Here is a 25,993-nt window from a genome sequence, read left to right as displayed (position 1 = left end):
AGGCACCAGACAGGGAGCGTAGCTGGCTCGAACCACCAATCACATCAGCGGAAATCACCACCGCCCGAACCACCAACGCCGAGCAATTTATAGCCAGCCGCTCAGGCGACGCGTTCTTTGGTTACTTTCTGTCGCTCGGACAGAAAGTGACTCGCCGGCTACGCCGGCGAAACAGCCCACGCCCGCCAAGCACGATAACCAACCGTGGCGCCAGCAACCGCAGGAAACAATCACCCCTGCACCACCATGTCAGTCGTAAAAACCGAAACCCGAATCACCCACCCCCCATCCACCCGCACATACTCATCAGCATAACGCCCCGTCAGAAAGACCCGCGTCCCGCTGGCGTCATCCAGCGCCAGATAAGCCAGGTCCCAACTCCCGCAAGCCGTGCCATCGTCCCGCACCCGGATATCCCCTTGCCCTGCAAAATGCATCTCCCGCAACGTGGGCCGGCAGGCCAGATCCGCGAAGCACTGCACCAACGCATCGCGGCCCGCAAAGGTCCCGATCCGGTCATAGTGGATATGCGCGCCCTCGGCGACAAAGCACGCCCGCATGGCTTCGGGGTCCTTGTCATCGCAGGCACGCAGGTAGCGCAGCTTGAGCGCGCGGATCTGGTCGGCGGCTTCGAGCCGGTCCAGCCGCTGGGCAAGCGATCTCATGTCCGTCATTGCCTGTGCCCTCGTCACGATGCCCGCAACTGATACTTCAACACCTTGCCTGCCGCGCTGACCGGCAGCGACGTCACGAACAGCACCTCGCGCGGCACCTTGTAGTTGGCCATGTGCCGGCGCGCCCAGGCGATCAGGGTTTCGGCGTCCGTACGCGCGCCGTGGCGCAGCACCACGTAGGCACGCCCCACTTCGCCCAGCCGCTCATGCGGCATGCCCACCACCGCCACCTGGGCCACGGCCGGGTGGGCCACCAGCAGCTTCTCCACCTCCGCCGGGTAGCAATTGAAGCCGCCCACGATAAACATGTCCTTGATGCGGTCGGTGATGCGCAGGTAGCCGCGCGCATCGAGCGTGCCGACATCGCCGGTGTGCAGCCAGCCGTCGCAGTCGATGGCTTCGGCCGTGGCTTCGGGCAAGCCGAAGTAGCCGCGCATCACGTTGTAGCCGCGCACCAGCACCTCGCCCGGCTCGCCGGTGGCGACCGGCTGCCCCTGCGCATCGATGCAGCGGATCTCGATGCCCGGCATGGCGCGGCCGGAGGTGGCGGCGACGGTTTCGGCGTCGTCGCCGGCGCGGGTCAGCGTGGCAAAGCCGCACGATTCGGTCAGGCCGTAGCCGGTGATGATGGTGTCGAAGCCCAGTTCGTCGCGCATGCGCTGGATCAGCGCGGGCGCGATCGCCGAGGCACCGGTCACCGCGACACGCAGCGACGACAGGTCGAACTCACGCAGGCGCGGCGCGTTGAGCAGGGTCTGGTAGAGCGTCGGCGGTCCGGGCAGCACCGTGATGCGCTCGTTCTCCACGCGCGTCATCACGGCCTCGGCGTCGAACACCAGGTGGGGCAGCACCGTGGCCCCGCGTGACAGCGCGGCGAGCCATCCGGCCTTGTAGCCGAAGGTATGGAAGAACGGATTGACGATCAGGTAGCGGTCGCCCGGCCGCACCCCCGTGATGGCGGCCCAGCCGTCGATGGCGCGCAGGTTCTGCGCGTGGGCGGTCATCACGCCCTTGGGACGCCCGGTGGTGCCCGAGGTGAACATGATGTCCATCAGCGTGTCGCCGCGCACGCCGGCCTCGCGCCTTGCGAACGCCGCCATGTCCGCCTGTGGCGCCAGCGCGAGGAAGGCTTCCCATGCCAGCTCGTCGGGGCCGGGCACCCGGCCCTGCCCGGGGCGCAGGATCACCAGCCGCTCCAGCGTGGCGGGGCGGTGCGGGGCCAGCATCTGCGGATAGCTTTCGCCGAGGAAGCCGTCGACGCAGAACAGCAGGCGCGCGCCGCTGTCGGCCAGCACGGCACCGGCCTCGGCCCCCTTCATGCGTGTGTTCAGCGGCACCAGCGCGGCACCCACGCTGTGCGTGGCCAGTGCCGCAATGATCCATTCAGAGAAATTCGGGGCCCAGACCGCAATCCGGTCGCCCGGCTGCACGCCCAGGGCCATCAGCGCCCGCGCCGCCTGTATGCGGCTGGTGTCGAGCGCGGCGTAGGTCAGGCGCAGCCCGTCTTCCTGGATGGCGATGCGCTCGCCGTGGCGGGCGGCCGCGCGCCGCAACAGCTCGGGAATGGTCGCGGCAATGTCGTCGTTGGCGGCGGCGAGGCCGGGGTCGCGGCCGAGGCCGGCCGGTGCCGCAATGGCGTCGATAGTGTCAGATGGGGTCATGTCAATCCGGGAACTTCAAGTGGATTTCGCCGCTGGCCGGGCGTGCCTGGCAGGCCAGGGTCCAGCCCGCCTCCAGATCGGCACGGTCCAGTACATGGTTCTCGCCGAGGGTCACGTCGCCCTGCGTCACCTGGCACATGCACGCGCCGCACAGCCCGGCGCGGCAGGAATTGGGCGCAGCCACGCCGGCGCGCTGCAGGGCGTCAAGCACGGTTTCGTCCGGCGCCACGCCGACCTGGTGGGTCTCGCCGTCCAGCTGCACGGTCAGTGCCGCACCGCGCATCGCGGGCGCCGGGGTGGCGTCCCCGGAGGCAACCGCCGCGCTTGCCGGCGCCGTTGCCGCCGGCATATCAGGCAAGGACACGAAGCGCTCCACATGCAGCTGCCCGCGCGGCACCCCCAGCGCCTGCAGCGCGGCCTGGGCACCGTCCATGAACGGGCCGGGACCGCAGACAAAGCATTGCGCCATGCTCCACGGCCGCACCAGCTCCTCGATCTGGCGCTGCGTGGGCGGCCCCTGCACACTGTCAAGCCAGTGGATCACGCGCAGCCGGCCAGGATGGCTGCGCGCCAGTTCCGCAAGCGCCTCGCGGAAGATGATGGAGCGCTCGTCGCGGTTGGCATAGACCAGCGTGACCGCGCCGCGCCCGTGGCGCAGCGCCGCCTTGGCGATCGACAGCACCGGCGTGATGCCGCTGCCGCCGGCCAGCAACAGGAAATCGCCATGCAGCGCGGGCGGGGTGAACACCCCGGCGGGCGGCATCACCTCGACCGTATCGCCCGCGCCCAGATGGTCGCAGATCCAGTTGGACACGCGCCCGCTCTGCACGCGCTTGATCGTCACACGCAGGGCGTTGTCCACCTCAGGCGTGCTCGACAGCGAATAGCAGCGCTGCAGCGGCACGCCGTCCACGGGCACGCGCAGGGTCAGGAACTGCCCGGGACGGTAGGCAAACGCATCGCGCAGGCCGTCTGGCAGCGCGAATACCAGCGAATGCGCCTGGTCCGTTTCCGTGACCACTTCGGCGATCTGCAGCCGGTGGAATTGCACTGGCGCCATGATGTCCTTCTTCTGCTCGGGGGCGGGGTCAGGCCACGCCCATGATGGTCTGCGCGTTGTCGATGCGCAGTTCCGCACCGTTGATAAAGCGCGATTCGTCGGAGGCGAGGAACAGCACCAGGTTGGCCACGTCGCGCGGATGGCACATGCGCTGCATCGGCTCGGCGCCGCCCACCTCCTCCGGCAGGGCCGCGGTGCCGCCCGGCAGGAAGGCCGCGGTCATCGGCGTGAGGATGCCGTCCGGGTGGATCGAGTTGCAGCGGATCCGGTAGCCGCTCTGCTTGCAGTGCCCCGCCACGGCACGCGTGAGCGCGGCCACCGCGCCCTTGCTTGCGCTGTAGGCGCAGAATGCGCCCATGCCGCCCAGCGCAGCCACCGACGACATATTGACGATGCTGCCGCCGCCCGCCTTCATCGCGGCCACGCCGTACTTGCAGCCGAGGAAGTAGCCGTCGGCGTTGATGCGCATCACGCGCTGCCATTGCTCCAGAGTGGCGTCCTCGACCGAACCCAGCAGCAGGATGGCGGCATTGTTGACCAGCACGCTGGGGGCGCCAAAGCGCTGCTCGGTGCGCGCCATCACTTGCTGCCAGCCGGCTTCGCTGGCGATGTCATGCGGCACGAACAGCGCCGTGTCGCCGATCTCGCGCGCCAGGGCATGGCCCGCTTCCTCGTTGAGGTCGGTCAGCACCACGCGCGCGCCTTCGCGCGCCAGCAGCAGTGCGTCTTCCTTGCCGACGCCGCTGGCGGCCCCGGTGACGATGGCGATCTTTCCTTCAGTACGTTGGCTCATGGGTAGTCTCCTCGTTGGTGTATGCCTGCCGGTCGCCGGCAGGCTGTCGTGTCAGGTGGCGGCCCGCGTTGCGCCCCGACCAGATGCAGTCGGCAAGCGACAGGCCGCTTACGTAATGGTTGGATGCGATGCCAACGGCAGTGCGGCCCACGGCGTAGAGCCCAGCTATGGGCGCCCCGCCAGCGGCGGCCAATACCCGCCCGCTGGACTCTTCCACCGACAATCCGCCCAGCGTGATGGCCGGACACGGAAAGACGCGGCTGTTGACCGAGATGTCGATGGCAAGCCACGGCCCGTTCTCGAGCGACGCGCACATCGGCGCCGACTTGCCGGCCGGATCGGGGATCTCGCCGCGGGCCGCGGCGTTACAGGCATCGACGGTGGCCCGCAGCGCCGCGCCGGGCATGCCCAGTTTGCTGGCAAGCGCTTCGAGACTGGAGGCGCGCCGCGCTCCCGCCAGCATCAGCAGCGCCGCGGGCAAGGCCTGGAACGCCCACAGCCGGCCGCCCAGGCATTCGCGCAGGGCGGCGCGCGCCAGTTCGCGGTTCAGGATCAGCCAGGCCCGCCCGCCGTGTCGTTCGCAGATGGCATGGCCAAGGGTGGCGCCATAGGTTTCCTCATTGCCGATGCGCGCACCCTGCGCGTCGACCACGCAGCCGCGCGCCCAGTCGAACGGCGGATTGATGAAGCGCCACGCCGAGACCCGCTCCAGGTGCCGCGTGGCCGCGCCCGCCGACTCACCGAGGCGGATGCCGCTGCCGTCGCAGCCGGTCGCGCCAAGGCGCCAGGCCTGCAGGTACTTGCCGGCGTGGCGCGCCACCATGGCGCGGTTGAAGACAAAGCCCCCGGTGGCCAGCACCACCGCGCCGGTGCGCACCGCAACCGGGCGCGCATGGCGCAGTTCCAGTTGCAGCACGCGCTCGCGCAGCAGGTCGGCCAGCCCCGGTGCGGCGTTGTGCAGGCGCTCGGCCAGGCGCGCCAGGCGGGCGTGGCGCTTCTGGTGGCGGCCCGGCGGCAGCTGCCACAGCTCGATACCGACAACCGCACCGCCCTGGTCGAGAATCAGCCGCCGCGCCGCGGTCTGGCGCATCACCGTCACCTCCGGCCGGGCCTGCACGGCGCCGCGCAGTACGGCGTACAGCGTGCGGCCGGACATGCCGGGGCCTTTCACGCGGTGACCGCGCGGCGCAGGCGCGGCATGCTGCGCATACGCGGCGACCGCTTCGTTGCCAGAGTAGTAGAGGTAATAGGGCTGCGCCGGATACGAGGTCTTGCGCGGCGGCACGGTGGCGGCAAAGCGCACACCCAGGCCTTCCAGCCAGCCGATCATCTCGCGGCTGCGCTGGCAGAACGCCTGCAGCGTGGCATCGCTGACGACCCCGCCCGTCTCCTGGCGCAGGTAGTCCGCCATCGCCTGCGGGGTATCGGCATAGCCCGCGGCGCACTGGTAGGGCGTGCCGCCGCCGGCGTAGACCACCCCGCCGCTCTTGGCGCTGGCGCCGCCGCCTTCGAAGCGTTCCGCGACAATCACGCGCGCGTCGCCATGCGCGGCTTCCAGCGCGGCGCAGGCCCCGGCAGCGCCGAAGCCCACCACCACGGCATCGCAGGTGGCCTGCCACGGATGTTCGTCCGGATCGTCCAGGCGCAGCGGCGCGTGGACCGGCGTGGCGGAATCGGGCGGAGGGTACATGCTGGCTTGCGCTCCCGGCTTATGCAGAACACAGTGCGCCAAGCGGCGCGGACGTGGTATAGGCACCGTCGACATAGACCAGCGGCGACACCTCGCCGGCCAGCTTTACCTCGCGCAGGCGCCCGATGAAGACCGCGTGCGTGCCATAGTCGAAGCGGCCATCCTGCTGGCAGACCAGGTTCGCCTGGGCGTCGCGCAGGTATGGCACGCCGAGCAGGTCGTCCTGCCACTCGCCACTGGTGAAGCGTTCCTCGCCCTTGAGCCGGCCGCTGCAATCCACCGCGATATCGCGGTGGTCGGCCGCCAGCAGGTTGATGCAGAAGTCCGCACCGGCATCCAGCGGCGGGTAGATCGAAGCATTGCGGTTGATGCAGATCAGGAGCGAAGGCGGGTCCGCGGACAGCGAATCGACTGCGGTCACGGACATCGAATAGCGGCGCTCGCCATGGCGGCAGCTGATCACCGCCACCGAGCGCGCCATGCGGCGCATCGCCATCAGCATGTCATCGCGCAACGCGATGCTGGGTTCGAGGTTGGCGCTCATAAGGCCTCCTGTACGGTTTGAGCTTGGGGCGCGGCGGCAGGCTGGCGTGTGTTCTGCGAGAGCACGTCGGCAGCAATAAAGCCGAAGGTCATGGCCGGGCCCAGTGTCGAGCCCGCGCCGGGATAGCTGGTGCCCATCATCGAGGCACTGGTATTGCCGATGGCGAACAGCCCGGCAATGGCGCTGCCGTCGTCGCGCAGCACGCGCGCACTGGCATCCGTCACCAGGCCGCCCTTGGTGCCGATATCGCCGGCATCGATGCGCACGGCGTAGAACGGCGCCTTGCCGATCGGCGCCAGGCACGGGTTGGGCTGCACTGCCGGGTCGCTGTAGTAGGTATCGAACAGGTTGTCGCCCTTGCCGAACTCCTCGTCCACGCCGGTGGCCGCGTAGCGGTTCATGCGGGCCACGCTGTCGGCCAGGCCGCCGGCATCGACACCGATCTGCCGCGCCAGCTGCGCCAGCGAGTCGGCACGCACCAGGATGCCGGCGAGGCTCGCCGGAATGCTGCGGTCCGGCATGACCGAGCCGGGCAGGATCGGCCCGCACGGGTATTTGTGGCGGAAGGTGGCGTCGAACACCATCCACGCCGGCACGCTGCTGCCGGTCTTCTCGTGGTCGCGGTACATGGCAGGCACGAACTCGGAATACGGCGCGGCCTCATTGACGAAGCGCCGGCCCTGCCCGTTCACCACCAGGCAGCCGGGCATGGCGCGTTCGATAAAGAGCGCGCGCTGCTTTTCCTCGCCCTGCACAGGCACGGTGGGTGCGCCCCAGACGTGGGACATCAGCGCCACGCCGGCACCGGCGGCCTGGGCGGCGCGGATGCCGTCGCCCGTGTTATTGGGCGGCGTCGCGCTCCAGGCGGCCTGGGTCGGTTGCGGCAGGTACTGTTCGCGCATGGCCTGATTGCGCTCGAAACCGCCGGCGGCCAGGATCACGCCGCGCAGCGCGCGAATCTCCACCACACGCCCGTCCTGCACCGCGCGCACGCCGCGGACGGTACCTTCCTCGACGATCAGGTCCTGCAGCGCGGTGTCGAGCCAAAGCGGAATCGCACGGTCCATCATCGCCCGCCGCAGGCCGCCGGCCAGGCTGTTGCCGAGCGTGAGCCGGCGGTCGCGCCGGGTCTTGCGGCGCCAGCCCAGGTCGAGCCAGTAACGGGCAAACTGGCGCACCGCCAGGCCAAACCAGCCGGGTGCGCGGCACAGCAGCGCATGCGCCTCGGCCGAGGTCACGGCCACGCGCCCGCCCACCAGCGTGCCCGGCGACGGCGGCCGCAGCCGCGAGAATTCCTCGCGCAGCTGCGCGCCGTCGAACGGCATCGGGTCGAGCGCGCGGTAGCCCGGCATCGCACCCGGAAGCTTCTGGAAGTAGTCAGCGTAGCGCGGCAGCGTGTAATAGCGCACGCCGGCCTGCTGCTCCAGGTACTGGAGCATGCGGGGCGCCTGCTCAAGATAGGCGCGTACCCGTTGCGGATCACCGTGCTCGCCGGCGCACGCCAGTATGTACTCCAGCGCCATGGCGTAGTCGTCGTGCCCCCCTGCCGGCGCGATATGGTGGTTGAGCGGAATCCAGATGCCGCCGCCGGACACCGCCGAGGTGCCGCCGTACTGGCCGCTCTTTTCCAGCACCACCACCGACAGTCCGCGGTCCACGGCGCGGCAGGCGGCCAGCATGCCGCCGGCGCCCGAGCCGACCACCACCACGTCAAACTCGCTGGGCTGCATGCGCGCTCTGCTCTGGCTCATATTGGGTCTCCGTGCCGGCGCGCGGCTCAGATGAAGAAGTCAGTGTTGGCGCGGCCCATCATTACGCCGCCCAGGTTCTGGCCGAAGCGGTCCAGGTTGTTGGCGTAGTGGGCGCGGGCCGCATGCAGGTCGAGGAAACGGCGCACCATCGGGTTGCTGCGGTAGATGCCGTTGCCGCCGGCATAGCGCAGCAGCCCATTGGCCAGCTGCGCGCAGCGCTCGGCCACTTGTGCGGACTGGTAGCGGAAATGCAGGCGGCGCGGGGTCTGCACCTGGCCGCCCTCACGCGCAATGGCCAGCAGCTCGTCGAAATTGCGCTCAAGGATGGTCCGCATCTCGTCGATGGCGAGCTGCGCGTTGGCGCAAGCCATCTGCGCGCCGCCGTCTTCCGCGGTCTTGCCGCCACCGTTGCTGCTGACGCGGCCGTCGGCATAGGCGACAAAGTCATCGAGCGTGCCTTCCAGCGCGCCAATGCAGGCGGTGCACACCGCGCGCACAAAGATCTGCGCGAACGGCAGCCGGTACAGCGGCGCGTCATTGACCGCCAGCCCCGGGCTGGTGCCCATGGCGCCATCGACGGCGCGGTGGGTGCGGTAATCGGGCACGAACACGTCGTCGACCACGATGTCATGGCTGCCGGTCGCACGCAGGCCCAGCACATCCCAGTTGCGCACGATCTTGTAGTCGGAGCGCGGCAGCAGGAAGGTGCGGTAGTCATAGGCGCCGCCCGGCTCTGCCGGCGGCACCAGCCCGCCCAGGAAGATCCAGTCGCACAACTCGCTGCCGCTGGAGAACTTCCAGTGGCCGGAGAAGCGATAGCCGCCTTCGACCGGCGTGACCTTGCCCACTGGCATATAGGTCGATGCGATCAGCGTGGCCGGATCGCGGCCCCACACTTCCTGCTGCGCGCGCTCATCGAACAGCGCCAGCTGCCAGTTGTGCACGCCGACCACGCCATAGACCCAGGCGGTGGACATGCAGCCCTTGGCCAGCGCCATCTGGATGCGGAAAAAGGTCTGCGGATCGAGCTCGTAGCCGCCGTGGCGGCGGGGCTGCAGCACCTTGAAGAAGCCCGCGGCCTGCATATCGGCAATGGTCTCGGCGGGAATGCGCGCTTCGGCCTCGGCCTGCGCGGCGCGCCCGGCCAGCACCGGAATCATCTGCTCGGCGCGCGCGATCAGCCGTGCCGCCAGTTCCTTGGGATTGTTGTCGTGATGCACCGCGGTCTCCTTGTTGCTATGTCGCTTTGTCTTGGGCTGGCATCGATGTTTGCACCGGCGGGGCGGGGTGCCATCGTCTGTTGGGACTAGCTATGTCGCGATTTGGTGAGTGGGACTTCGTGGATGCGCTGACCCTCTCCCCCGGCCCCTCTCCCGCAAGCGGGAGAGGGGAGCAAACCCGTCGGGGGAGGAAGCCCCGCGATCAGGCCAGCGCGCGCAGCTTGCGTCCCTGCTTGCGGAAGTGCGGGATCACGTGCTCGCCGATATTGCGGATGGTTTCCAGCTGCGCCCACTGCGGCACCGTGCCCATCTGGCAGATGAACAGGATCTCGTCGGCGCCCGAATCGATCAGGCGCTGCACGTAGCCGATGCAGTCCTCGACGGTGCCGTAGGCATGGTTGGGGTTGAGCATCATCATCGACGGATCGCTGAAATCCACCGAGACCTTCTCGGAGGCGAACTTCGTGTTGATGACGGCCTTGCCCTGCGCGTCCGTGGCGGTGACATGCTCGTCGTCCCAGGTGGACGGGTCGGGCCGCTCGCCGCCGGCATACCAGTACGACAGCGACTCCATGAAATAGCGCTGGCCCTTGATGCCGATCTTGCGCGCGGCCAGGCCGTCCTCCAGCACGATGGTCGGGCACAGCGCGGCCAGGTGCTGGTGCGGGCGGAAGCCCACCTGGTCCTCCGGCTTGCGGGTCTCCCACGCGGCACGGTAGATCTCGTTCTTCCTGGCGACATCCTCGGGGCCGCCAAAGCCGAGCACCAGCGCACCCATGCCGCGCGCGCCGGCGCGCTGCAGCGTTTCGGCATTGGTGCAGGCCAGGTACATCAGCGGGTGCGGATCCTGGCGCGGCTTGGGGTGGATCGGGCGGCGCGGGATCTTGATGAACTCGCCGTCGTGCTCGATCTCATCCTGGGTGAGGATCTTCGGGATCAGGTACATCGACTCGTCGATCATCGGGTGCAGGCTGTTCAGGTCGTAGCCGAAGGTGCCGGCCTCCTGCTGGGTGCCGCCCTTGCCCACGCCGAAGTGCACGCGGCCGCCGGACAGGATGTCCAGCGTGGCGATGCGCTCGGCCACCTTGACCGGATGGTTCATCGCCGGCGGCAGGCACACCACGCCGTGGCCGATGCCGATACGCTGCGTGCGCCCGGCAACGAAGGCCAGGAAGGTTTCCGGCGCGCTCATGTGCGCATAGTTGGTCAGTGCGGTGTGCTCGACCGCCCAGACCACGTCAAAGCCCATGTCCTCGGCCAGCACCACCTGTTCCATGATTTCATCGAACACCTTGTGGTCGCCGGCACGCGAGGCATCGACGGTCTGGGCTTCATAGATCAGTGAAAAACGCATTGCAGTCCCCTTCTCTGGCATTGATGGTTCAGGACCGCCGCCGGGGGCGCCGCCCGTTGCCGCGCCTCCGGCCCGAAGCGGCCTGTGTGATCGCAGTGTGGTCGGCGCAAGGCGTTGCAACATCGTCTGATTGGATTATGAGCAGTACATGGAGCGTCCCTATCATTGGCCACGGGCATCACGCCCGCATTCACCAGGAGGATCAGGACATCATGCAAGCCAGGCTGCTGCTTTACCCCGTCGCGGACATCGATACCGCGCTGCCGTTCTTCACGGAAGGACTCGGACTACCGGTGAAGTTTCGCGACGGAAACCGCTATTGCGCGCTCGACGCGGGCGCGCTGACGCTGGCGCTGGTGGCCGGCGAGGAACGCCTGGTGAACCAGCCCGCGCTGGCCTTCAAGGTGGATGACGGTGACGATATCGCCGCCGCGATCGGGCGTCTGGTGGACGCCGGGGCCAGCGTGACGCTGCCCGCGGCGCAGGGACCGCATGAGACCCGCGCGGTGCTGGAAACGCCGGAAGGCTTTGCGCTGGTGCTCAGCGCAAAGCCTTGACGTGCGTTACGTGGCTTAGCCCAGCGAAATCACGCTGCTCAGCAGCATGCGGACCAGCGTGGCCTGCCGGGTCACGCCGGTCTTGGAGAAGATGGCGCGCAGGTGCGCGCGCGCCGTGTTCTTGCTGATGCCGAGCTCGTCCGCGGCCTCATCGAGCGTGAGCCCGTTGGCCAGCTGCAGCGCCAGCTGCGTCTCGGCCGGGGTCAAGTCAAAGAGCTGGCGCACCACCTCGTGCGACGCCTGCGAGCGTCGCTCCGGATCGCGGATGAACACCACGCAGGCGGGGCGCTTGCGGTTGTCCTCGGACCACTCGCTGAGCGGGATGGTGCGGATCAGCACGCCCAGCCTGGCGCTGCCGGACGGGCGCGTGATCGACATCGCCTCCATCAGCGCCGGCGTGGTGCCCAGGTGGCCCATCATGGCCTGGCGCAGCAGGCGCTGGAACTTGCGGTTCTCCTGGCCGTATTCCACATCCAGCCCGCCTTTGGCGACGCGGATGCCATCCTTGGCGCCAAGGATTTCATCGGCGGCGGCATTGGTCTTGATAATGGCGCCGGACTCGTCCAGGATCACCATCCCGACCAGCATACGGTCGATGGCGCTGGCATACACGGTGCGCTCGGATTCAACCACGTCGATGCGCGAGTGCAGGTCCACCGCGCGCGTCAGGTGGGGCAGCAGCGCGGTGCACAGCGCCTTGTCCGCGGCGGAGAAGTCGCGGCCGTCATGCTGGCGGCAAACGCGGAAGCGGCATTCGACGCCGTCATCGGTACGCAGGTCCGCGCCAAGGATATAGCGGATGCCGATGTCCTTGAGGAACTGCTGGTAGAGCTCGCTCTGGCACCAGGCGCCGGGCCCGAGATGTTCATCGATGGTCACCACCCGGTCCGACGGCAGGCCGATGAACGGGTCGAGCGCGTAGTAGTAGTTGTTGTAGGAGGTCTCGCCCGGCAGGGTCGAGCCATGCTCGGACGCATTGATCATCAGCCCGGGCCGGTCCGTGGCCGGCGAGCGCAGGATCAGCGTGCAATAGTTGGCATTGAGCTGGCGGCGGATCTGTTCCAGTGCCTTGCCCCAGGGCACCTGCTCCATCGGCCCCTGGTAGATATTGCCCAGCAATGTGCTGAACTCCGACAGCGACACCGTCGCCTGCGCGAACAGGTGTGCGGCCGCCTGGTTCTGGCTAACCTCCATCAGCATTTCCTCTGTCTCCATTGTGGCGTGCGCAGCGCTTCGGACTTGCCGGGTCGGCGCTGGCCTGCTACGGGCTCTGTGGCCCTTTTTTGTGCCCTGATTATAGGGACGGCAAAGGGGTCGCGGCTTGCCCCCGCCTTCATGGTTTGCCCTAGTCCGCTGAATCACTGAAATTGGTCGGTGCCTGCCATGTCATGCGGGCGCATCGCGTCGTTGCAAATGCTCGCAATAGCCGTGCTATTGCTGCGCTTTGCCCTTGCAGGGCGCACATGCGCTTGCAAGCGCATGTCGCTACGCAGGCGGATTGCAATGCAATCCGAAACCCCTGCTTCGCCCTAGCGCTGCATCCCGCATGACATGTCCTTCACCTCCCATTTCAATGATTCAGCGGACTAGGCAAGACCGGCTAAAAACACTGGCCGGACTAGTCCTGCGGGACAGGCCAATCCTCACGCGCCGGCGGGCCGAACACATACTCCAAACAGACTAAGGACAGACCCATCCCTGCCGTTCAAGGGCAAACCCCTACACGCCGCGTGATGCCCCTGTCCTACCCAAACAGACGATGCCGTGCCGCCGCGCTGCCGCTACAAGTCAGCCATGCGCGGCGATTCCCGCCGCCTTCTTTTCACGGAGAACCACGACCATGGCGGCAAACCCGCGGCAGCAGGCCGCAGTGATCACCGGAGCGGCCAGCGGCATCGGCCGCGCGCTCGCGCAGGCGCTGGCCGCGCAAGGCTGGGCGCTGGCGCTGGCCGATATCGACGCCCGCGCGCTTGAGGCGGCGCGCGCGGCGCTTGCCGGCCAGGGGGAAAACGTCATCGCCGTGCCCACCGATGTCTGCGACGTGCGGCAGATCGAGCACCTGTGCGAGGAGAGCTTCCTGCGCCTGGGCCGCGTCGACCTGCTGGTCAACAACGCCGGCGTGCTCGCCACCGGCCGCTGCTGGGAACTGCCGCCGGAGGTGTTCGACCACGTGATGCGCGTCAACCTGTGGAGCGTGCTGCACGCGCTGCGCTGCTTCGTGCCGCGCATGGCGGCGCAAGGCGCGGGCCATATCGTCAACGTGGCCTCGATGGCCGGCCTGGCCGTGGGGCCTTGGCTGGCCCCCTACACGCTGTCCAAGCAAGCGGTGGTGGCGCTGAGCGAAGGGCTCGCGCTGGAGCTGCAGGCGGCGGGCCTGCCGCTGGGCGTGTCCGTGGTCTGCCCCGGGCCGGTGGCCACCGGCATCGCGGCCGGCCTTGACGGCGGCGGGCCGCAGGAGGTGGACCAGATGAACGGCGCGCTGCGCAACGGCATTGCCGCCGGCATGACGCCGGACGCGGTCGCGCGCCGCATCCTGGACGGGGTCTCGGCCGGCCAGTTCTGGATCCTGCCGCACGAGCAGGCCGTGCATGCGGCGCTGGCGCGCGCGCAAGGCATTGCCGCCGGCACCCCGCCGGCGTTCGCGCTTTGACACTGATTTCCCCACTGCAATCCAGGAGACTCCATGCCGCTCGATCCCCAGGCCCGCGCCGTGCTTGAGGCCATGGCCGCCATGCCCAGCCCCGACTTTTCCACCCTGCGCGCCGCCGACTACCGCGCCGCGCTGGCGGCCATGCCCGCGTTCGCGCCCGGCGACACCATCGCCACGCAGCAAGACCTGACCATCGATGGCGCGGCAGGCCCGCTGCGGGCCCGTCTTTATTGCCCCAACCAGCGGCCCGAAGGCAGCACGGCACTGCCGCTCGTGGTCTATTTCCATGGTGGCGGCTTTGTCCTCTGCGGCCTCGATTCGCACGACAACATCTGCCGCGGCCTGGCGCGCCGCAGCGGTGCGCTGGTGCTGTCGGTCGACTACCGGCTCGCGCCGGAGGCGCGCTTCCCGGCCGCCGCCGACGACGCCGTCGCAGCCGTGCGCTGGGCCGCCGCGCACGCGGCGCAACTGGGCGCCGACCCCGCCCGGCTGGCCGTGGCCGGCGACAGTGCCGGCGGCAACCTTGCCGCCGTGGCCTGCCAGCAGTTGCGCGGCAGCGGCATCGCGCTGCGGCACCAGTTGCTGCTCTACCCCTACCTGGACTGCAGCGACGCCGCGGCCGCCAGCGCGAGCTACCGCGAATGCGCGCAGGGCTATTTCCTCAGCGCCGCGGAACTGGACTGGTATCGCGCCCAGTACCTGGCCAACCCCGCCGACGCCGCCGATGTGCGCGCCAGCCCGCTGCACCAGCGCGAGCTGCACGGCCTGCCGCCGGCCACCATCATCACCGCGGAATACGACCCGCTGCGCGACCAGGGCGAGGCCTATGGCGAGGCGCTGCAGCGCGCGGGCGGCAGCGCCACCGTGCGCCGCTGGCCCGGCCAGTTCCACGGCTTTATCAGCATGCAAGGGATGATCGATGCCGCCAGCCATGCGCTGGATACGGCCGCGGCCTCACTGCGCCAGGCTTTCAGTGGCAACATCGGCGGCAACGGCCGGCAGGAGGCAGCATGAGCGCCGCCACCTCCCTGCCGCCGATGGCCGACGTGCTCGCGGCGCTGGCCGCGGGCCAGCGTGTGCTGGTGACCGAAGACGAGACCGACGAGGCCACCGGCTGCGTTCTGGTTGCCGCCGAGCGCGCCGGCGAGGCCGATGTCAACTTCATGGCCGCCGAGGCGCGCGGCCTGGTCTGCATGGCGATCACCGAGGCGCGCCGCGCGCTGCTGCAGCTGCCGCCAATGGCTGCAAACCACCGCCAGCGCGAGCGCTACACCGTGTCGATCGAAGCGGCCAGCGGCGTCAGCACCGGTATCTCCGCCGCCGACCGCGCGCTCACGCTGCGCGTGGCGGCGGCAGCGCGCGCGCAGCCGCATGACCTGGTCCAGCCCGGCCACATCTTCCCGGTGGTGGCACAGCCCGACGGCGTGCTGCGCCGCGCGGGCTTTGCCGAAGCGTGCTCCGACCTGCCGGCGCTGGCCGGGCGCGTCGCCGCCGGCGCCTACGCGATGCTGCTCGATGACGACGGCGACCTGCTGCGCGGCCCGGCCCTGCTGGCCTTCGCGCGGCACCACGGCCTGCCGGCGGTTTCGATCAGCGGGCTGATCCACCACCGGCTGCTGACCGAAGGCGCGCTACGCCGCACGCACTCGACGGAACTGGCCACGCCGTTCGGATGCTTCACCGTGCACGCCTACCATGACGCGCCGGTCGATGCGCTCCATCTGGCGCTGGTGCTGGGTCAGCCCGACCCGCAGCGCCCGGTGCTGACGCGCGTCCAGGCGGTGGAAATGCAGCGCGATGTGCTGGGCTTCGGCACGCCGGCCCTGCCCGCCTGGAACCTGGAGCGCTCGCTCGCCCGCATCGGCGCCGAAGGTTGCGGGGTGCTGGTGCTGCTGGATGAACGTGAATCGCCGCAGCAGCGGCTGGACCGGCTGGCAGCGCCGGCCGCCGCCACGCCGGCGCCGGCCTTCGCGCAACGCGCGCTGGGGGTCGGGGCGCAGATCCTGCGCGATGTGGGCGCGCACAAGCTGCGCCTGCTCAGCCATCCGGTGCCGTATCGCGCCGTCACCGGCTTCGACCTGGAGGTCACGGAGTTCGTGCCGCCGTGCTGATCAGTCAGGAACGGGGACCGAAGCAATCGGCAAAGCTGCGCGTGAAGCGCTCTACTTCGGCGTCTGGCAGGTGGTTGATGCCGCCTGCCAGGCGCCGCCCGCCGCCGGTCTCGAAGCCGCGGCAGAAATCGGCCGCCCCGGTGGCGCTGTGGGCGGGCACCCGCACGCTGACCGCAAAGCCGCCGCCGGACTTCGGCGAGAGCAGGCCGATGGCGTCGCCGGGCCGGCCGCGCACCAGTTCATTGGCCAGCACGCCGATCGCGCGCCGCGCCCACGGCGCGTCAGGCAGCACCAGCAGCGCGGCGCCGGGCACTTCATAGGCGGGCGCCAGGCAGCGGGCGCGGGCCATGTCGTCCTCGTAGCCGTCGCACAGCACCGCATAGGGCCCGCATTGCGCCGCGAAGGCCAGCGGGTCGGCAAACGGCAGCATGTGCCGCGCCAGCTCGGCGGGATCGAAATGCAGGTCCGCCACGCACTCGCCATAGGCGTTGTAGTTCAGGCACGTGCCCAGCTGTTCCAGCACCGCGGTTTCGCACTCGCCCAACCCCGACCGCGCCGCCAGCGCACGCGCCACGCCGCCCAGGTTATCGCCGAACGCGGCGGTGATTGCCCAGCGCCGGTGGCAGCCATCCAGGTGGCGGTCGACCAGGATGCTGGTACAGACCTCCGGCCCTTCGTCGATATGCGCGCGCAGACCGGCATGTCCGGGCAGTTCGCCGGCATGGTGGTGGTCGAAATAGTCCACCCGCGCACCGGCGCCGAGCAGCCGCATCAGGCCGGCGCGGTTCTGCTCGAGCGAAATGTCCAGTGCGGTCACGGTGTCGCCCGGCCCGGCGTCGATGCGTTCGAGCAGCCGGATATCGCGCTTGACGCCGGTGACCAGCGTGGCGTCGCCGGCATCCGCCAGGCGCAGTTGCTGCAGCGCGCACAGGCCGTCGGCATCGCCGTTGAAGGCAAAGTAGCGTGTCATGGCAGGCTTGCGGTGGTCAGGTCTCAGGGCATGAAATCGCCGCCGTTGGCATCCAGCGAGGCGCCGGTGATGGCCCTAGCGTAGTCTGACACGAGAAACAGCGCAGCGCGCGCGCAGTCGTCGTCGGTCGGCATGCGGCCCAGCGCAATCTGGGCGGTCACCGGCGCGATCACGGTGTCCTCGCTCACGCCCTGTTCCGCCGCGGCGTGGCGCACATAGCCCTGCACCGGCTCGCCCCACATCCACCCCATGAAAATGCTGTTGGCGCGGATGCCATGCGGGCCCAGTTCGCGCGCCAGGTACTTGACCGCCACCGCCAGCGCGCCCTTGGACGCCGCGTAGCCCGATTCGCCGGGCATCGGCTTGCGCGTGGCCTGGGTGTTGATCATGACGATGGCGCCGCCGCCCTGCGGCTTCATCAGCGCCGCCACTTCCTGCGTCAGCGTCATGGTGCCGAACACGTTGGTGTCGAACACCTGGCGCCAGACATCCAGATCAGCCGCTGCCACCGGCTCGGGGAAATTGCCGTGCTGGAAGGCGCTGTTGACCAGCGCGTCGATGCGGCCAAAGCGGCGCATGGTCTCGCTGGCCAGGTGCCGGGACTGGACCCGGTCGGTGATGTCGGTCACCACCTTGAGCACTTCGCAGTCGGCCCCCAGTGCATCGATGCGGGCCTGGGCGTCGTCCAGCTTCGCCGCGGTGCGCGCGGCGATGGCAACGGCACGGGCGCCTTCCCGCGCCGCTTCCACGGCGAGCTTGACACCCAGTCCGGGACCGATGCCGGATACGATGACGATCTTGTCCTTCAACAGCATGATGTTGTCTCCTGTGATGCGCAGTGCGCTGTCTTAGTTTTGCTTCAGGATATGCCGCGCGCGGTAGCCGGCGAAATCGCGTTCCAGTTGTTCCTGGCTCAGGCCGAACTGCTCCAGCGTATAGGCGTGGGCCGCGCGCTGGCTGCGCGGGTTGCCCTCCATCCATGCCCACATGCCGGCGCGGGCGGACTCGGTCAGCAGCATGCCGGCAAAGCGGTAGACCGCCTGCGCCACGCCGAAGGGATCCCTCACCGTATCTTCGAAGCGCACGTCGAGGAAGCGATCGGCAGGCAGCCCGTCGCGCACCGTCATGGCATGCGCGGTGGCACGCTGCATCTGCCCGCTCCACTGCCGCCCCACCGTGGCGGCATCGGGCGCATCGGCGTACAGCTTCCACAGCGTATGCGCCATGCTGGCCATCGACGCAATGGTCTGGGTGGGATCGCGATGGGTCAGCACGACCTGCGCGCCGGGGAAGACCCGGAACAGGATTTCCAGCGTATGCAGGTGCTGCGGCGCCTTCAGCACCCACCGCTGCGCCGGCGCCTCGCCGCGCTGCCGCTTCTGCCACTGCAGGAACTGCAGCATGGTCTTCAGGTAGGCATAGACCTGCGTGCGGTCCTGCCGCGCCAGCCAGTCGGTATAAGACGGCACGTTGGCATAGGAATCCATCGCGCACAGGAAGGAATGCTCCATCAGCATGAATTCCTCGTCGGCCGCCATGGCGTCGAGCGGATGGATGGCGAGGATGTCCGGGATAAAGCGGATCATCTGCGCGACTTCCTCGCGCGCCAGCCCGATGCGCCGGCCGGCGTCGCGCGCGTCCTCGCCGGGCAGCGGCGCCGGGTAGCGCGTTTCCCACCACGCCGCCGAGTGAAACCTTGCGTCCGTGGCCAGCATGCGCTGCAGCAGCGTGGTGCCGGTGCGCGGCAGGCCGACGATCACCAGCGGATCGTCGACGCGCTCTGCCAGGATCTCGGGATGGCGCCGGCAGTAGTCCTGGATCACCAGCCGGTTCACCAGTTGCGCCTGCAGCTTGCCTTGCAGCATCTGTGCGCCCTGTGGCGACAACCCGGCTTCACGTGCGAGCGAGCCGGACAGCACCGCCAGGGCCTCGCGGTAGTCGCCCGGGCCAAAGTCAGTCAGTCCGCCGGCCTGTTCGCTGGCCTGAGCCAGCAGGCGCTCCACGTCAAGCACCGTGGCGTGTCCGGATGCGATGGTGTTCATGCGTTCTCCCTGATTTCTTCCCTGAGCGATGCCAGCTTGACCACGCGCGTGCGCGGATGCACCGGTTGCGCCGCCCCCACCCAGCGCCAGCACATGGTGCCGTTGCGGTGCCCCGCGGTTTCCAGCCAGTTGGGCAGGCCCGGATCGCGCGCGCTGAGGATGACGGTGACGCCGCCGTTGGCATCCGGCCGGGCACTGTGCTTGTTCAGGCAGATGTCGTGGTAGCGGTAGTCGAGCGACTCCATCCAGTAGTTGTTGATCTGGAAGTTCCAGAAATCGCAAGGCGGCACCCGGTCCACCTCGACCACCAGCGCTTCGTCGTCCGCCAGTGCCCAGCGGGAGTGGTAGTAGAAGATGTTGGGATCGCCGCCTGCCGCCTGGCATACGGCCTGGTCGGCGGGCGGCAGTGCATTGACATGGCCGCCATAGCCCTGGGCCCAGTCGGCGAAGATGCGCGCGGTGCTCTCGACAAAGCCCGCGGCGCGCAGCAGGCCGCCATGCAGGCGCCCGGCATCGAGCAGCGGCGGCTTGTCTGCGCCATCGAGGCGCTCGATGCGCAGTTCGGCCGGGGTCTCCGCCTTGCGGTCCATAAAGGTCTGCCGCACCACCAGTGCATTGGTGCCCGCCTCCATGCGCACCCAGTTGCCTTCGTGCTGGCGCGCGCTGAGGACGATTTCGAAACTGCCATCCGCCCCCACCGCCAGCCCGTTGCTGTCGAGAAAGCCGGTCTGGACCATGCGCCCATCGGTTTCGTAGCCGCCCTTCTGCGTGCCGAAACTCAGGTAGGCCACCGTGCCGCGCCGGCCGCGGATGCGGTACTCGGCACTGCCGTCCAGGCGTGCGTAGCGATAGAGATTGTCCGGATTGTCCGCGCCGATCTTCGCGGTTTCGTGTGATGGCGAGAAGAAGCCGGGAAACGCCGGATCGGCAAACTCGACATGCATCTCCAGCGCAATGCGCAGCAAGCGGCTCAGGTAGCGGAAGCCCTCGGCGCGCGTGAGCGCGTCCGACGGGGCCTCCGGGCGCAGGATCTGCTGCCCGCTGCGCTTGAGCACCTCGCAAAACTCGGCCCAGGTCTGGCCGCACAGCAATTGTTCTTCGGCGGAGTTCGCCATCTGCCTGCTCCCGTGGTTCGTCGGCGCAGCAACGATACCCAGCGCGGGGCAGCTCCAGCCTCGTCCGGGTGGACTAGGAAATGCACGCCGCGGCCCGTGATTTCTTAGTCCGCCCGGACGAAGTGGCACAGGGCCCCGGCTCGCTACCTTGTGCCCATGCCGGACCACCGCGCCATCCCTGCACGGCGCCGGCAAACCAAGAGGAGATCCCGATGTTGACCCACCTGGAGCAACTGGAGGCGGAGAGCATCCACATCATGCGGGAGGTGGTGGCGGAATGCGAAAACCCCGTCATGCTCTATTCCATCGGCAAGGACAGCGCCGTGATGCTGCACCTCGCCATGAAGGCCTTCCACCCCGCGCGGCCGCCGTTCCCGCTGCTGCACGTCGATACCACGTGGAAGTTCGGCGAAATGATCGCGTTCCGCGACCAGACCGTCGCGCGGCTCGGACTGGACCTGCGCGTGCATGTCAACCCCGAAGGGCTGGCGCGCAACATCAGCCCGCACGAGCACGGCTCCGCCGTCCATACCGACGTGTGGAAAACCCAGGGCCTGAAGCAGGCGCTGGACCACTATGGCTTTGACGCCGCCTTCGGCGGCGCGCGGCGCGACGAGGAAAAGTCGCGCGCCAAGGAGCGCGTGTTCTCGGTACGCACCGCCCAGCACCGCTGGGACCCGAAGATGCAGCGCCCCGAGCTCTGGCGCCAGTACAACACCCGCAAACGCAAGGGCGAAAGCCTGCGCGTGTTCCCGCTGTCCAACTGGACCGAGCTGGACATCTGGCAATACATCTACCTGAACGACATCCCCATCGTGCCGCTCTACTACGCCAAGGAGCGCCCGGTGGTGGAGCGCGACGGCACGCTGATCATGGTCGACGACGAGCGCCTGCCGCTGCGCCCCGGAGAAACGCCGCAGTGGCGCAAGGTGCGCTTCCGCACGCTGGGCTGCTACCCGCTCACCGGCGCGATCGAGAGCGAGGCCGACACCCTCGGCGGCATCATCCAGGAAATGCTGCTGGCGACCACCTCGGAGCGCCAGGGACGGCTGATCGACAGCGACTCGGCCGGTTCGATGGAAAAGAAAAAGCAGGAGGGATACTTCTGATGGAAACCCTGATCGACACCGCGCCCGCGCTTTCGCAAGACGCCGCGCAACCCGCCGGCACATCGGGCGAGATCGCCCACTACCTGCGCGCCCAGCAAAGCAAGAGCCTGCTGCGCTTCATCACCTGCGGCAGCGTCGACGACGGCAAGAGCACGCTGATCGGCCGGCTGCTGTATGAATCCAAGATGCTGTTCGAAGACCAGCTCGCCCAGCTCGAGGCCGACTCGAAGAAGATGGGCACGCAAGGCGAGGACCTGGACTTCGCGCTGCTGGTGGACGGCCTGGCCGCCGAGCGCGAACAGGGCATCACCATCGACGTGGCGTACCGCTTCTTCGCCACCGACAAGCGCAAGTTCATCGTGGCCGACACGCCGGGGCACGAACAGTACACGCGCAACATGGTCACCGGCGCCTCCACCGCCGACCTCGCCATCCTGCTGGTGGATGCTCGCCGCGGCGTGCAGACCCAGACGCGCCGCCACAGCTACCTGGTGGCGACGCTTGGCATCCGCCGCGTGGTGCTGGCCGTCAACAAGCTGGACATGGTCGGCTACTCGCGCGAGGTCCATACGCGCATCGAGAACGAGTACCGGGAGTTTGCGCGGCAGATCGGCCTGACCGATATCACCTGCATTCCGATGTCGGCCCTGCGCGGCGACAACATCACCGCGCCCAGCGCGAATACGCCTTGGTACCACGGCCCGACGCTGATGGCCCACCTGGAGAACGTGCCGATCGACAACGCGCCCGTGCAAGGCGAGCCGTTCCGGCTGCCGGTGCAGTGGGTCAACCGGCCCAACCTGGACTTCCGCGGCTTTGCCGGCACTATCAGCGCCGGCGAAATCCGCCGTGGCGACCGCGTGCGCGCGCTGCCCTCGGGGCGCGAGAGCCGCGTGGCCGGCATCGTCGGCGCCGCCGGCGCGTGCGAACACGCCATGCGCGGCCAGGCGGTGACGCTGACGCTTGAGGACGAGATCGACATCAGCCGCGGCGACGTGCTGGCCTGCCCGGAAGACCCGCCGGCGGTGGCCGACCAGTTCGAGGCCACGCTGGTGTGGATGAACGAGGACGCCATGCTGCCCGGGCGCCCCTACCTGCTCAAGCTCGGCACGCGCACCGTGGGCGTGACTGTGGCGCAGCCCAAGTACAAGGTCAATGTCAACACGCTCGAACACCTGGCCGCGCGCACGCTGGAGCTGAACGAGATCGGCGTGTGCAACCTGCACCTGGACCAGCCGGTGGCCTTTGATCCCTACGCGCGCAACCGCGAGCTGGGCGGCTTTATCATCATCGACCGCCTCACCAACAACACGGTCGGCGCCGGCATGCTGCACTTTGCGCTGCGCCGGGCGCAGAACGTGCACTGGCAGGCCATCGACGTGGACCGCCACGCGCATGCCGCGCTCAAGCACCAGTCGCCGCGCATCGTCTGGTTTACCGGGCTCTCCGGCGCGGGCAAGTCCACCATTGCCAACCTGGTGGAAAAGCGCCTGCACGCGCTGGGCCACCACACCTACCTGCTCGACGGCGACAACGTTCGCCACGGCTTGAACAAGGACCTGGGCTTCGCCGAGGCCGACCGCGTCGAGAACATCCGGCGCGTGGCCGAAGTGGCAAGGCTGATGCTCGATGCCGGCCTGATCGTGCTGGTGTCCTTCATCTCGCCGTTCCGCTCGGAACGCGACATGGCCCGCGCACTGGCCGGCGACGGGGATTTTGTCGAAGTCTTCATCGACACGCCGCTGGCGGTGGCCGAGCAACGCGATCCCAAGGGCCTGTACCGCAAGGCGCGGCGCGGCGAGCTGAAGAACTTCACCGGCATCGATTCGCCGTACCAGCCGCCCGAGCGGCCAGAGATCCGCATCGACACCACCGCCGACACCGCGGAGCAGGCGGCGGAGCGGATCGTGGCGTGGCTGCGGGAGAAGCCCTAGGCCGAACGGACGATGAGGCGGCGGACGGGGTCGGTACGATGGGAACGGCGGGATTTGCGTCTCAGAGTGCGGACAAGCTTGCCAAGTGCCATTGAGTCTGAATGACCAGTTGTGTGCTCCCTCTCCCGCTTGCGGGAGAGGGTTGGGGAGAGGGCCGGTGTGTCGACGAAGTGCAGGCTGTCGATACTGCCAATGCCTGCCCTCTCCCCCGGCCCCTCTCCCGCAAGCGGGAGAGGGGAGCAAACCCGCGGCATGCGGGTTTTGTCAGCAATCAGGGCGAGATTCGCGCTTTTGACTGTTGCCACGACCCGACGGACCGCCATCATGCTGCCAGCCCCCCTGCCCGCCGCCGAGCTGAGCGCCCTGCTCGCCCAGCTCTACCAGGGCCCGACCGAAGCCGTGCCCTGGGCCGGCTTCCTGGAAAGCGTGCGCCAGCGCCTGGGCGCCGCCTTCGTCACGCTGGTGCTGCGCCACCCGGCCACCGACCGGCCGGGCCTGATCGTCAATGCCTCCGACTACGGCCCGCACCTGCCGGGCGAGCCGTCGTACAGCGAGCAGTACTACGCGCTGTGCCCCTTCCTGGACCTGCACCCGGACCGGCTCTTCAGCGCCGACGAACTGTTTGGCGAAACCGGCTGGCTGGCACACCCCTTCTACACGCAATACCTTCAACCGCTGGGCCTGCGCTATATCCTGGCGGCCAATCTGCTCACGCCCGATGGCGTGGAATGCGCGCTGTTCATCAGCCGCGCCCACGCGGGACCGGACTTCGGCGAGGCCGACAAGGCACTGCTGCACGGCCTGCTGCCGCACCTGAAGCGCGCCGTCGACCTCCATGCCGCGCTCGATGTGCTGGCCTCTGAAGGGTCCCTGTACGCGGACGCCGTGGACCGGCTGCAGGTCGGCACGGTGATCCTGGACGAGCACGGCAGGGCCATCCGGACCAACGACGTCGCCGGCCGCCTGCTGCAGGCGCGCGACGGCCTGTACCTGTCGGAGGGCGCGCTGCACGCGCACTGTCCGGTGGAAAACCGCAGGTTCCGCAAGATCCTGGAAGACGCGGCCCAGGCCCACGCGCTGGCCGCACCGCGCAGCGAAGTCACCACCCTGAGCCGGCCCGCCGCGCCCACGCCCCTGAGCGTGCTGGTGCGGCCGATCCCGCTCAGCTATCGCACCGAAGACAAGTCGCGCCGACCCGCGGTGGCGGTGTTCATCCGCGACCCGGCGGGATCGCCGCGCAACCCACACGCCAACCTGCGCAAGCTGTTCCAACTGACCCCGACCGAGATCGAACTGGCTTTGCTGATGGTCGATGGGCTGACGCTGGATGAAGCGGCGATACGGCTTGGCGTCAAGAAGAACACGGTGCGGGCGCACCTGCGCGGCATCTTTGCCAAGACCGGGGCGACGCGGCAGGCGGTGCTGGTGAAGATGTTGCTGTCCAGTGTGGTGGGGATGGGGTGAGGGGGAGCCGGTAGCTGGGTATCGATACCCAGCGCGGAAAGCCGCACCTGCAGGCCGGTACCAAAGCACACGCTGGCACGATGCGCGATGATGAGCGGTTCAGTCGTGGGCCGGTCATCGCTAACCCTCCGCTGTCGGCTACGCTCGGGCGATACATCATTGTGTATGCGCCTTTCCTCACGACTGTTGCCATAGTGAACTGATGAGCCGCAGACCGTATTCGACTGACGCGTCGGACGAAGATCAGAACTTTTCTGCTCCGTATTTGGCACCGAACAGCGTCCGCCAAGCACAAAATGCCATCGCAGACCAAAAACGTACCTTCAGATCAACGATTTGGGGGTGTGCATGTGGCCGGCTCCCTCAATGCGCCAGAAAATCCACCACCATCCGATTGAACGCGTCCGCATGTTCCCACTGCGCCCAGTGCCCGCAGCGGTTGAAGATATGCATCTGCGCATTCTGGATCCCGGCGATCAGCCGCAGGCCGACATCCATCGGCACGAAGCGATCATCACGCCCCCAGATCACGAGCGTGGGCGCCGCGATCTCGCCCAGACGCGGACCGTAGTCGGTGAACTGCTTGGGGTTCGCCGCCAGGCTCTTGACGAAGTTGTCGAGGTGATCGCGCCGCGCCAGCATATTGGCCAGGCGCGCCTGCATGAGGTCGTCGGTCAGTGAGCTGGCATCATAGACGAACACGTTCATCATGCGCTTGAGGTTTTCGATGGACGGCTCGCGGTAGAGGCCGTTGAGCAGCTTGATGCCTTCAGTCGGCATCGGCGCGAACAGGCTGGGGCCGCCGGTGCCGCCGCCCATCAGCACGAGCTTGCCGACGCGCTGCGGATTGGCCAGCGCGAACGCCACCGCGCTGTGGCCGCCCATCGAATTGCCGAGGATATGCACGCGCTCGATGTCAAGCGCGTCGAGCACGCCCTTGAGCACGCGGCCATTCAGTTCCGAGCGCGAGCCCGTGTTGACCACCGGGTCGCTCTTGCCCCAGCCCGGGCAGTCCACCAGCAGCACGCGGTAGCCGGCCGCCACCAGCGGCACGACGTTGCGGTTGAAGTTGGCCCAGCCGGTTGCGCCCGGACCCGAGCCGTGCAGCATGACGACGGTTTCGGCGCCGGACCCGACATCGTTGCAGTGGATGTGGAATTCGGTGTCGCCATCCTTCACGGTCACGAACCGGCTCGTGTTGGTTTCGGTGATGGCTTGTGCAGTGGCTTGCATGATGATCATCCTTGTTCGATTGAATCTGTACTGAACTGTATGTGTGCAGGTGGCGTGCGGC

Annotated in this window: 22 protein-coding genes; 7 read left to right on the top strand and 15 right to left on the bottom strand. The window is 68.5% G+C overall.

Going from position 1 to position 25,993, the window contains the following annotated elements:
- Nucleotides 1-230 precede the first annotated feature (230 nt).
- From A3A5_RS0118225 to A3A5_RS0118185, 9 genes are all read right to left on the bottom strand, one after another.
- On the bottom strand, nt 231-674 hold the full coding sequence (locus A3A5_RS0118225) for a nuclear transport factor 2 family protein (protein ID WP_018311980.1): 444 nt from the start codon (nt 672-674) through the stop codon (nt 231-233).
- Nucleotides 675-688: 14 nt separating this feature from the next.
- Nucleotides 689-2,335 carry a FadD3 family acyl-CoA ligase gene (locus tag A3A5_RS0118220; RefSeq protein WP_018311979.1) on the bottom strand — a complete coding sequence of 549 codons (1,647 nt, stop codon included), beginning with the start codon at nt 2,333-2,335 and terminating at the stop codon, nt 689-691.
- Between the two features lies 1 nt (nt 2,336).
- A complete protein-coding gene (locus A3A5_RS0118215) occupies nt 2,337-3,395 on the bottom strand; it encodes a ferredoxin--NADP reductase (RefSeq protein ID WP_018311978.1) in 1,059 nt (352 codons plus the stop codon).
- A gap of 28 nt (nt 3,396-3,423) precedes the next feature.
- The gene (locus A3A5_RS0118210; RefSeq protein WP_018311977.1) at nt 3,424-4,188 is read right to left on the bottom strand and encodes an SDR family oxidoreductase; all 765 of its coding nucleotides are present in this window, start codon (nt 4,186-4,188) and stop codon (nt 3,424-3,426) included.
- Nucleotides 4,172-5,878 (bottom strand): FAD-binding protein, encoded by a 1,707-nt coding sequence (locus tag A3A5_RS0118205; RefSeq protein WP_018311976.1) that lies wholly within the window; start codon nt 5,876-5,878, stop codon nt 4,172-4,174. Before A3A5_RS0118205 ends, A3A5_RS0118210 begins: the two co-directional genes overlap by 17 nt.
- Before the next feature lie 19 nt (nt 5,879-5,897).
- Nucleotides 5,898-6,422 (bottom strand): flavin reductase family protein, encoded by a 525-nt coding sequence (locus A3A5_RS0118200; protein WP_018311975.1) that lies wholly within the window; start codon nt 6,420-6,422, stop codon nt 5,898-5,900.
- A complete protein-coding gene (locus tag A3A5_RS0118195; protein ID WP_026200886.1) occupies nt 6,419-8,173 on the bottom strand; it encodes an FAD-dependent oxidoreductase in 1,755 nt (584 codons plus the stop codon). The genes A3A5_RS0118200 and A3A5_RS0118195 overlap by 4 nt, the downstream gene beginning before the upstream one ends.
- Before the next feature lie 26 nt (nt 8,174-8,199).
- On the bottom strand, nt 8,200-9,393 hold the full coding sequence (locus tag A3A5_RS0118190; protein ID WP_018311973.1) for an acyl-CoA dehydrogenase family protein: 1,194 nt from the start codon (nt 9,391-9,393) through the stop codon (nt 8,200-8,202).
- Nucleotides 9,394-9,595: 202 nt separating this feature from the next.
- Nucleotides 9,596-10,747, bottom strand: a complete 1,152-nt coding sequence (locus A3A5_RS0118185; RefSeq protein ID WP_018311972.1) for an LLM class flavin-dependent oxidoreductase — start codon at nt 10,745-10,747, stop codon at nt 9,596-9,598.
- 212 nt (nt 10,748-10,959) lie between these two features.
- Between A3A5_RS0118185 and A3A5_RS0118180 the strand changes: the two genes are divergently transcribed.
- A complete protein-coding gene (locus A3A5_RS0118180; protein WP_018311971.1) occupies nt 10,960-11,304 on the top strand; it encodes a VOC family protein in 345 nt (114 codons plus the stop codon).
- Nucleotides 11,305-11,319: 15 nt separating this feature from the next.
- On the opposite strand, the gene A3A5_RS0118175 is transcribed toward A3A5_RS0118180, so the two are convergent.
- Nucleotides 11,320-12,504, bottom strand: a complete 1,185-nt coding sequence (locus A3A5_RS0118175; RefSeq protein WP_018311970.1) for a LuxR family transcriptional regulator — start codon at nt 12,502-12,504, stop codon at nt 11,320-11,322.
- 640 nt (nt 12,505-13,144) lie between these two features.
- Between A3A5_RS0118175 and A3A5_RS0118170 the strand changes: the two genes are divergently transcribed.
- From A3A5_RS0118170 to A3A5_RS0118160, 3 genes are read left to right on the top strand one after another with little or no spacing between them, the layout of a single operon-like run.
- Entirely contained in the window at nt 13,145-13,954 is an 810-nt protein-coding gene (locus tag A3A5_RS0118170) for an SDR family NAD(P)-dependent oxidoreductase (RefSeq protein WP_018311969.1), read from the top strand.
- 33 nt (nt 13,955-13,987) lie between these two features.
- Nucleotides 13,988-14,968: an alpha/beta hydrolase gene (locus A3A5_RS0118165; protein WP_018311968.1), complete on the top strand. Its 981-nt coding sequence runs from the start codon at nt 13,988-13,990 to the stop codon at nt 14,966-14,968.
- The gene (locus A3A5_RS0118160) at nt 14,965-16,065 is read left to right on the top strand and encodes a 3,4-dihydroxy-2-butanone-4-phosphate synthase (RefSeq protein WP_018311967.1); all 1,101 of its coding nucleotides are present in this window, start codon (nt 14,965-14,967) and stop codon (nt 16,063-16,065) included. Before A3A5_RS0118165 ends, A3A5_RS0118160 begins: the two co-directional genes overlap by 4 nt.
- A gap of 4 nt (nt 16,066-16,069) precedes the next feature.
- Here A3A5_RS0118160 and A3A5_RS0118155 read toward each other — a convergent pair whose 3' ends face one another.
- From A3A5_RS0118155 to A3A5_RS0118140, 4 genes are read right to left on the bottom strand one after another with little or no spacing between them, the layout of a single operon-like run.
- Complete coding sequence (locus tag A3A5_RS0118155; RefSeq protein ID WP_018311966.1) at nt 16,070-17,035, bottom strand: hypothetical protein; 966 nt, start codon at nt 17,033-17,035, stop codon at nt 16,070-16,072.
- A 23-nt stretch (nt 17,036-17,058) separates the two neighbouring features.
- Nucleotides 17,059-17,850, bottom strand: coding sequence for an SDR family oxidoreductase (locus tag A3A5_RS0118150; RefSeq protein ID WP_018311965.1), 792 nt, complete (start codon nt 17,848-17,850; stop codon nt 17,059-17,061).
- A gap of 33 nt (nt 17,851-17,883) precedes the next feature.
- The gene (locus A3A5_RS0118145) at nt 17,884-19,077 is read right to left on the bottom strand and encodes a sulfotransferase (protein ID WP_018311964.1); all 1,194 of its coding nucleotides are present in this window, start codon (nt 19,075-19,077) and stop codon (nt 17,884-17,886) included.
- Nucleotides 19,074-20,192 carry a DUF1214 domain-containing protein gene (locus tag A3A5_RS0118140; RefSeq protein ID WP_018311963.1) on the bottom strand — a complete coding sequence of 373 codons (1,119 nt, stop codon included), beginning with the start codon at nt 20,190-20,192 and terminating at the stop codon, nt 19,074-19,076. The genes A3A5_RS0118145 and A3A5_RS0118140 overlap by 4 nt, the downstream gene beginning before the upstream one ends.
- A gap of 80 nt (nt 20,193-20,272) precedes the next feature.
- Between A3A5_RS0118140 and cysD the strand changes: the two genes are divergently transcribed.
- The 3 genes from cysD (at nt 20,273) to A3A5_RS0118125 (ending at nt 24,699) form a co-directional block, all read left to right on the top strand.
- Complete coding sequence (gene cysD / locus A3A5_RS0118135; RefSeq protein ID WP_255343519.1) at nt 20,273-21,301, top strand: sulfate adenylyltransferase subunit CysD; 1,029 nt, start codon at nt 20,273-20,275, stop codon at nt 21,299-21,301.
- The gene (cysN, locus tag A3A5_RS0118130) at nt 21,301-23,235 is read left to right on the top strand and encodes a sulfate adenylyltransferase subunit CysN (protein ID WP_018311961.1); all 1,935 of its coding nucleotides are present in this window, start codon (nt 21,301-21,303) and stop codon (nt 23,233-23,235) included. The genes cysD and cysN overlap by 1 nt, the downstream gene beginning before the upstream one ends.
- Before the next feature lie 324 nt (nt 23,236-23,559).
- Entirely contained in the window at nt 23,560-24,699 is a 1,140-nt protein-coding gene (locus tag A3A5_RS0118125; RefSeq protein ID WP_018311960.1) for a helix-turn-helix transcriptional regulator, read from the top strand.
- Nucleotides 24,700-25,062: 363 nt separating this feature from the next.
- Here A3A5_RS0118125 and A3A5_RS0118120 read toward each other — a convergent pair whose 3' ends face one another.
- Entirely contained in the window at nt 25,063-25,932 is an 870-nt protein-coding gene (locus A3A5_RS0118120; protein WP_026200885.1) for an alpha/beta fold hydrolase, read from the bottom strand.
- Nucleotides 25,933-25,993: the final 61 nt, after the last annotated feature.

The organism is Cupriavidus sp. UYPR2.512, from assembly GCF_000379565.1.
Lineage (GTDB): Bacteria > Pseudomonadota > Gammaproteobacteria > Burkholderiales > Burkholderiaceae > Cupriavidus.
The sequence above is the reverse complement of the archived record's forward strand: the minus strand, read 5'-3'. Positions and strand labels throughout refer to the sequence as shown.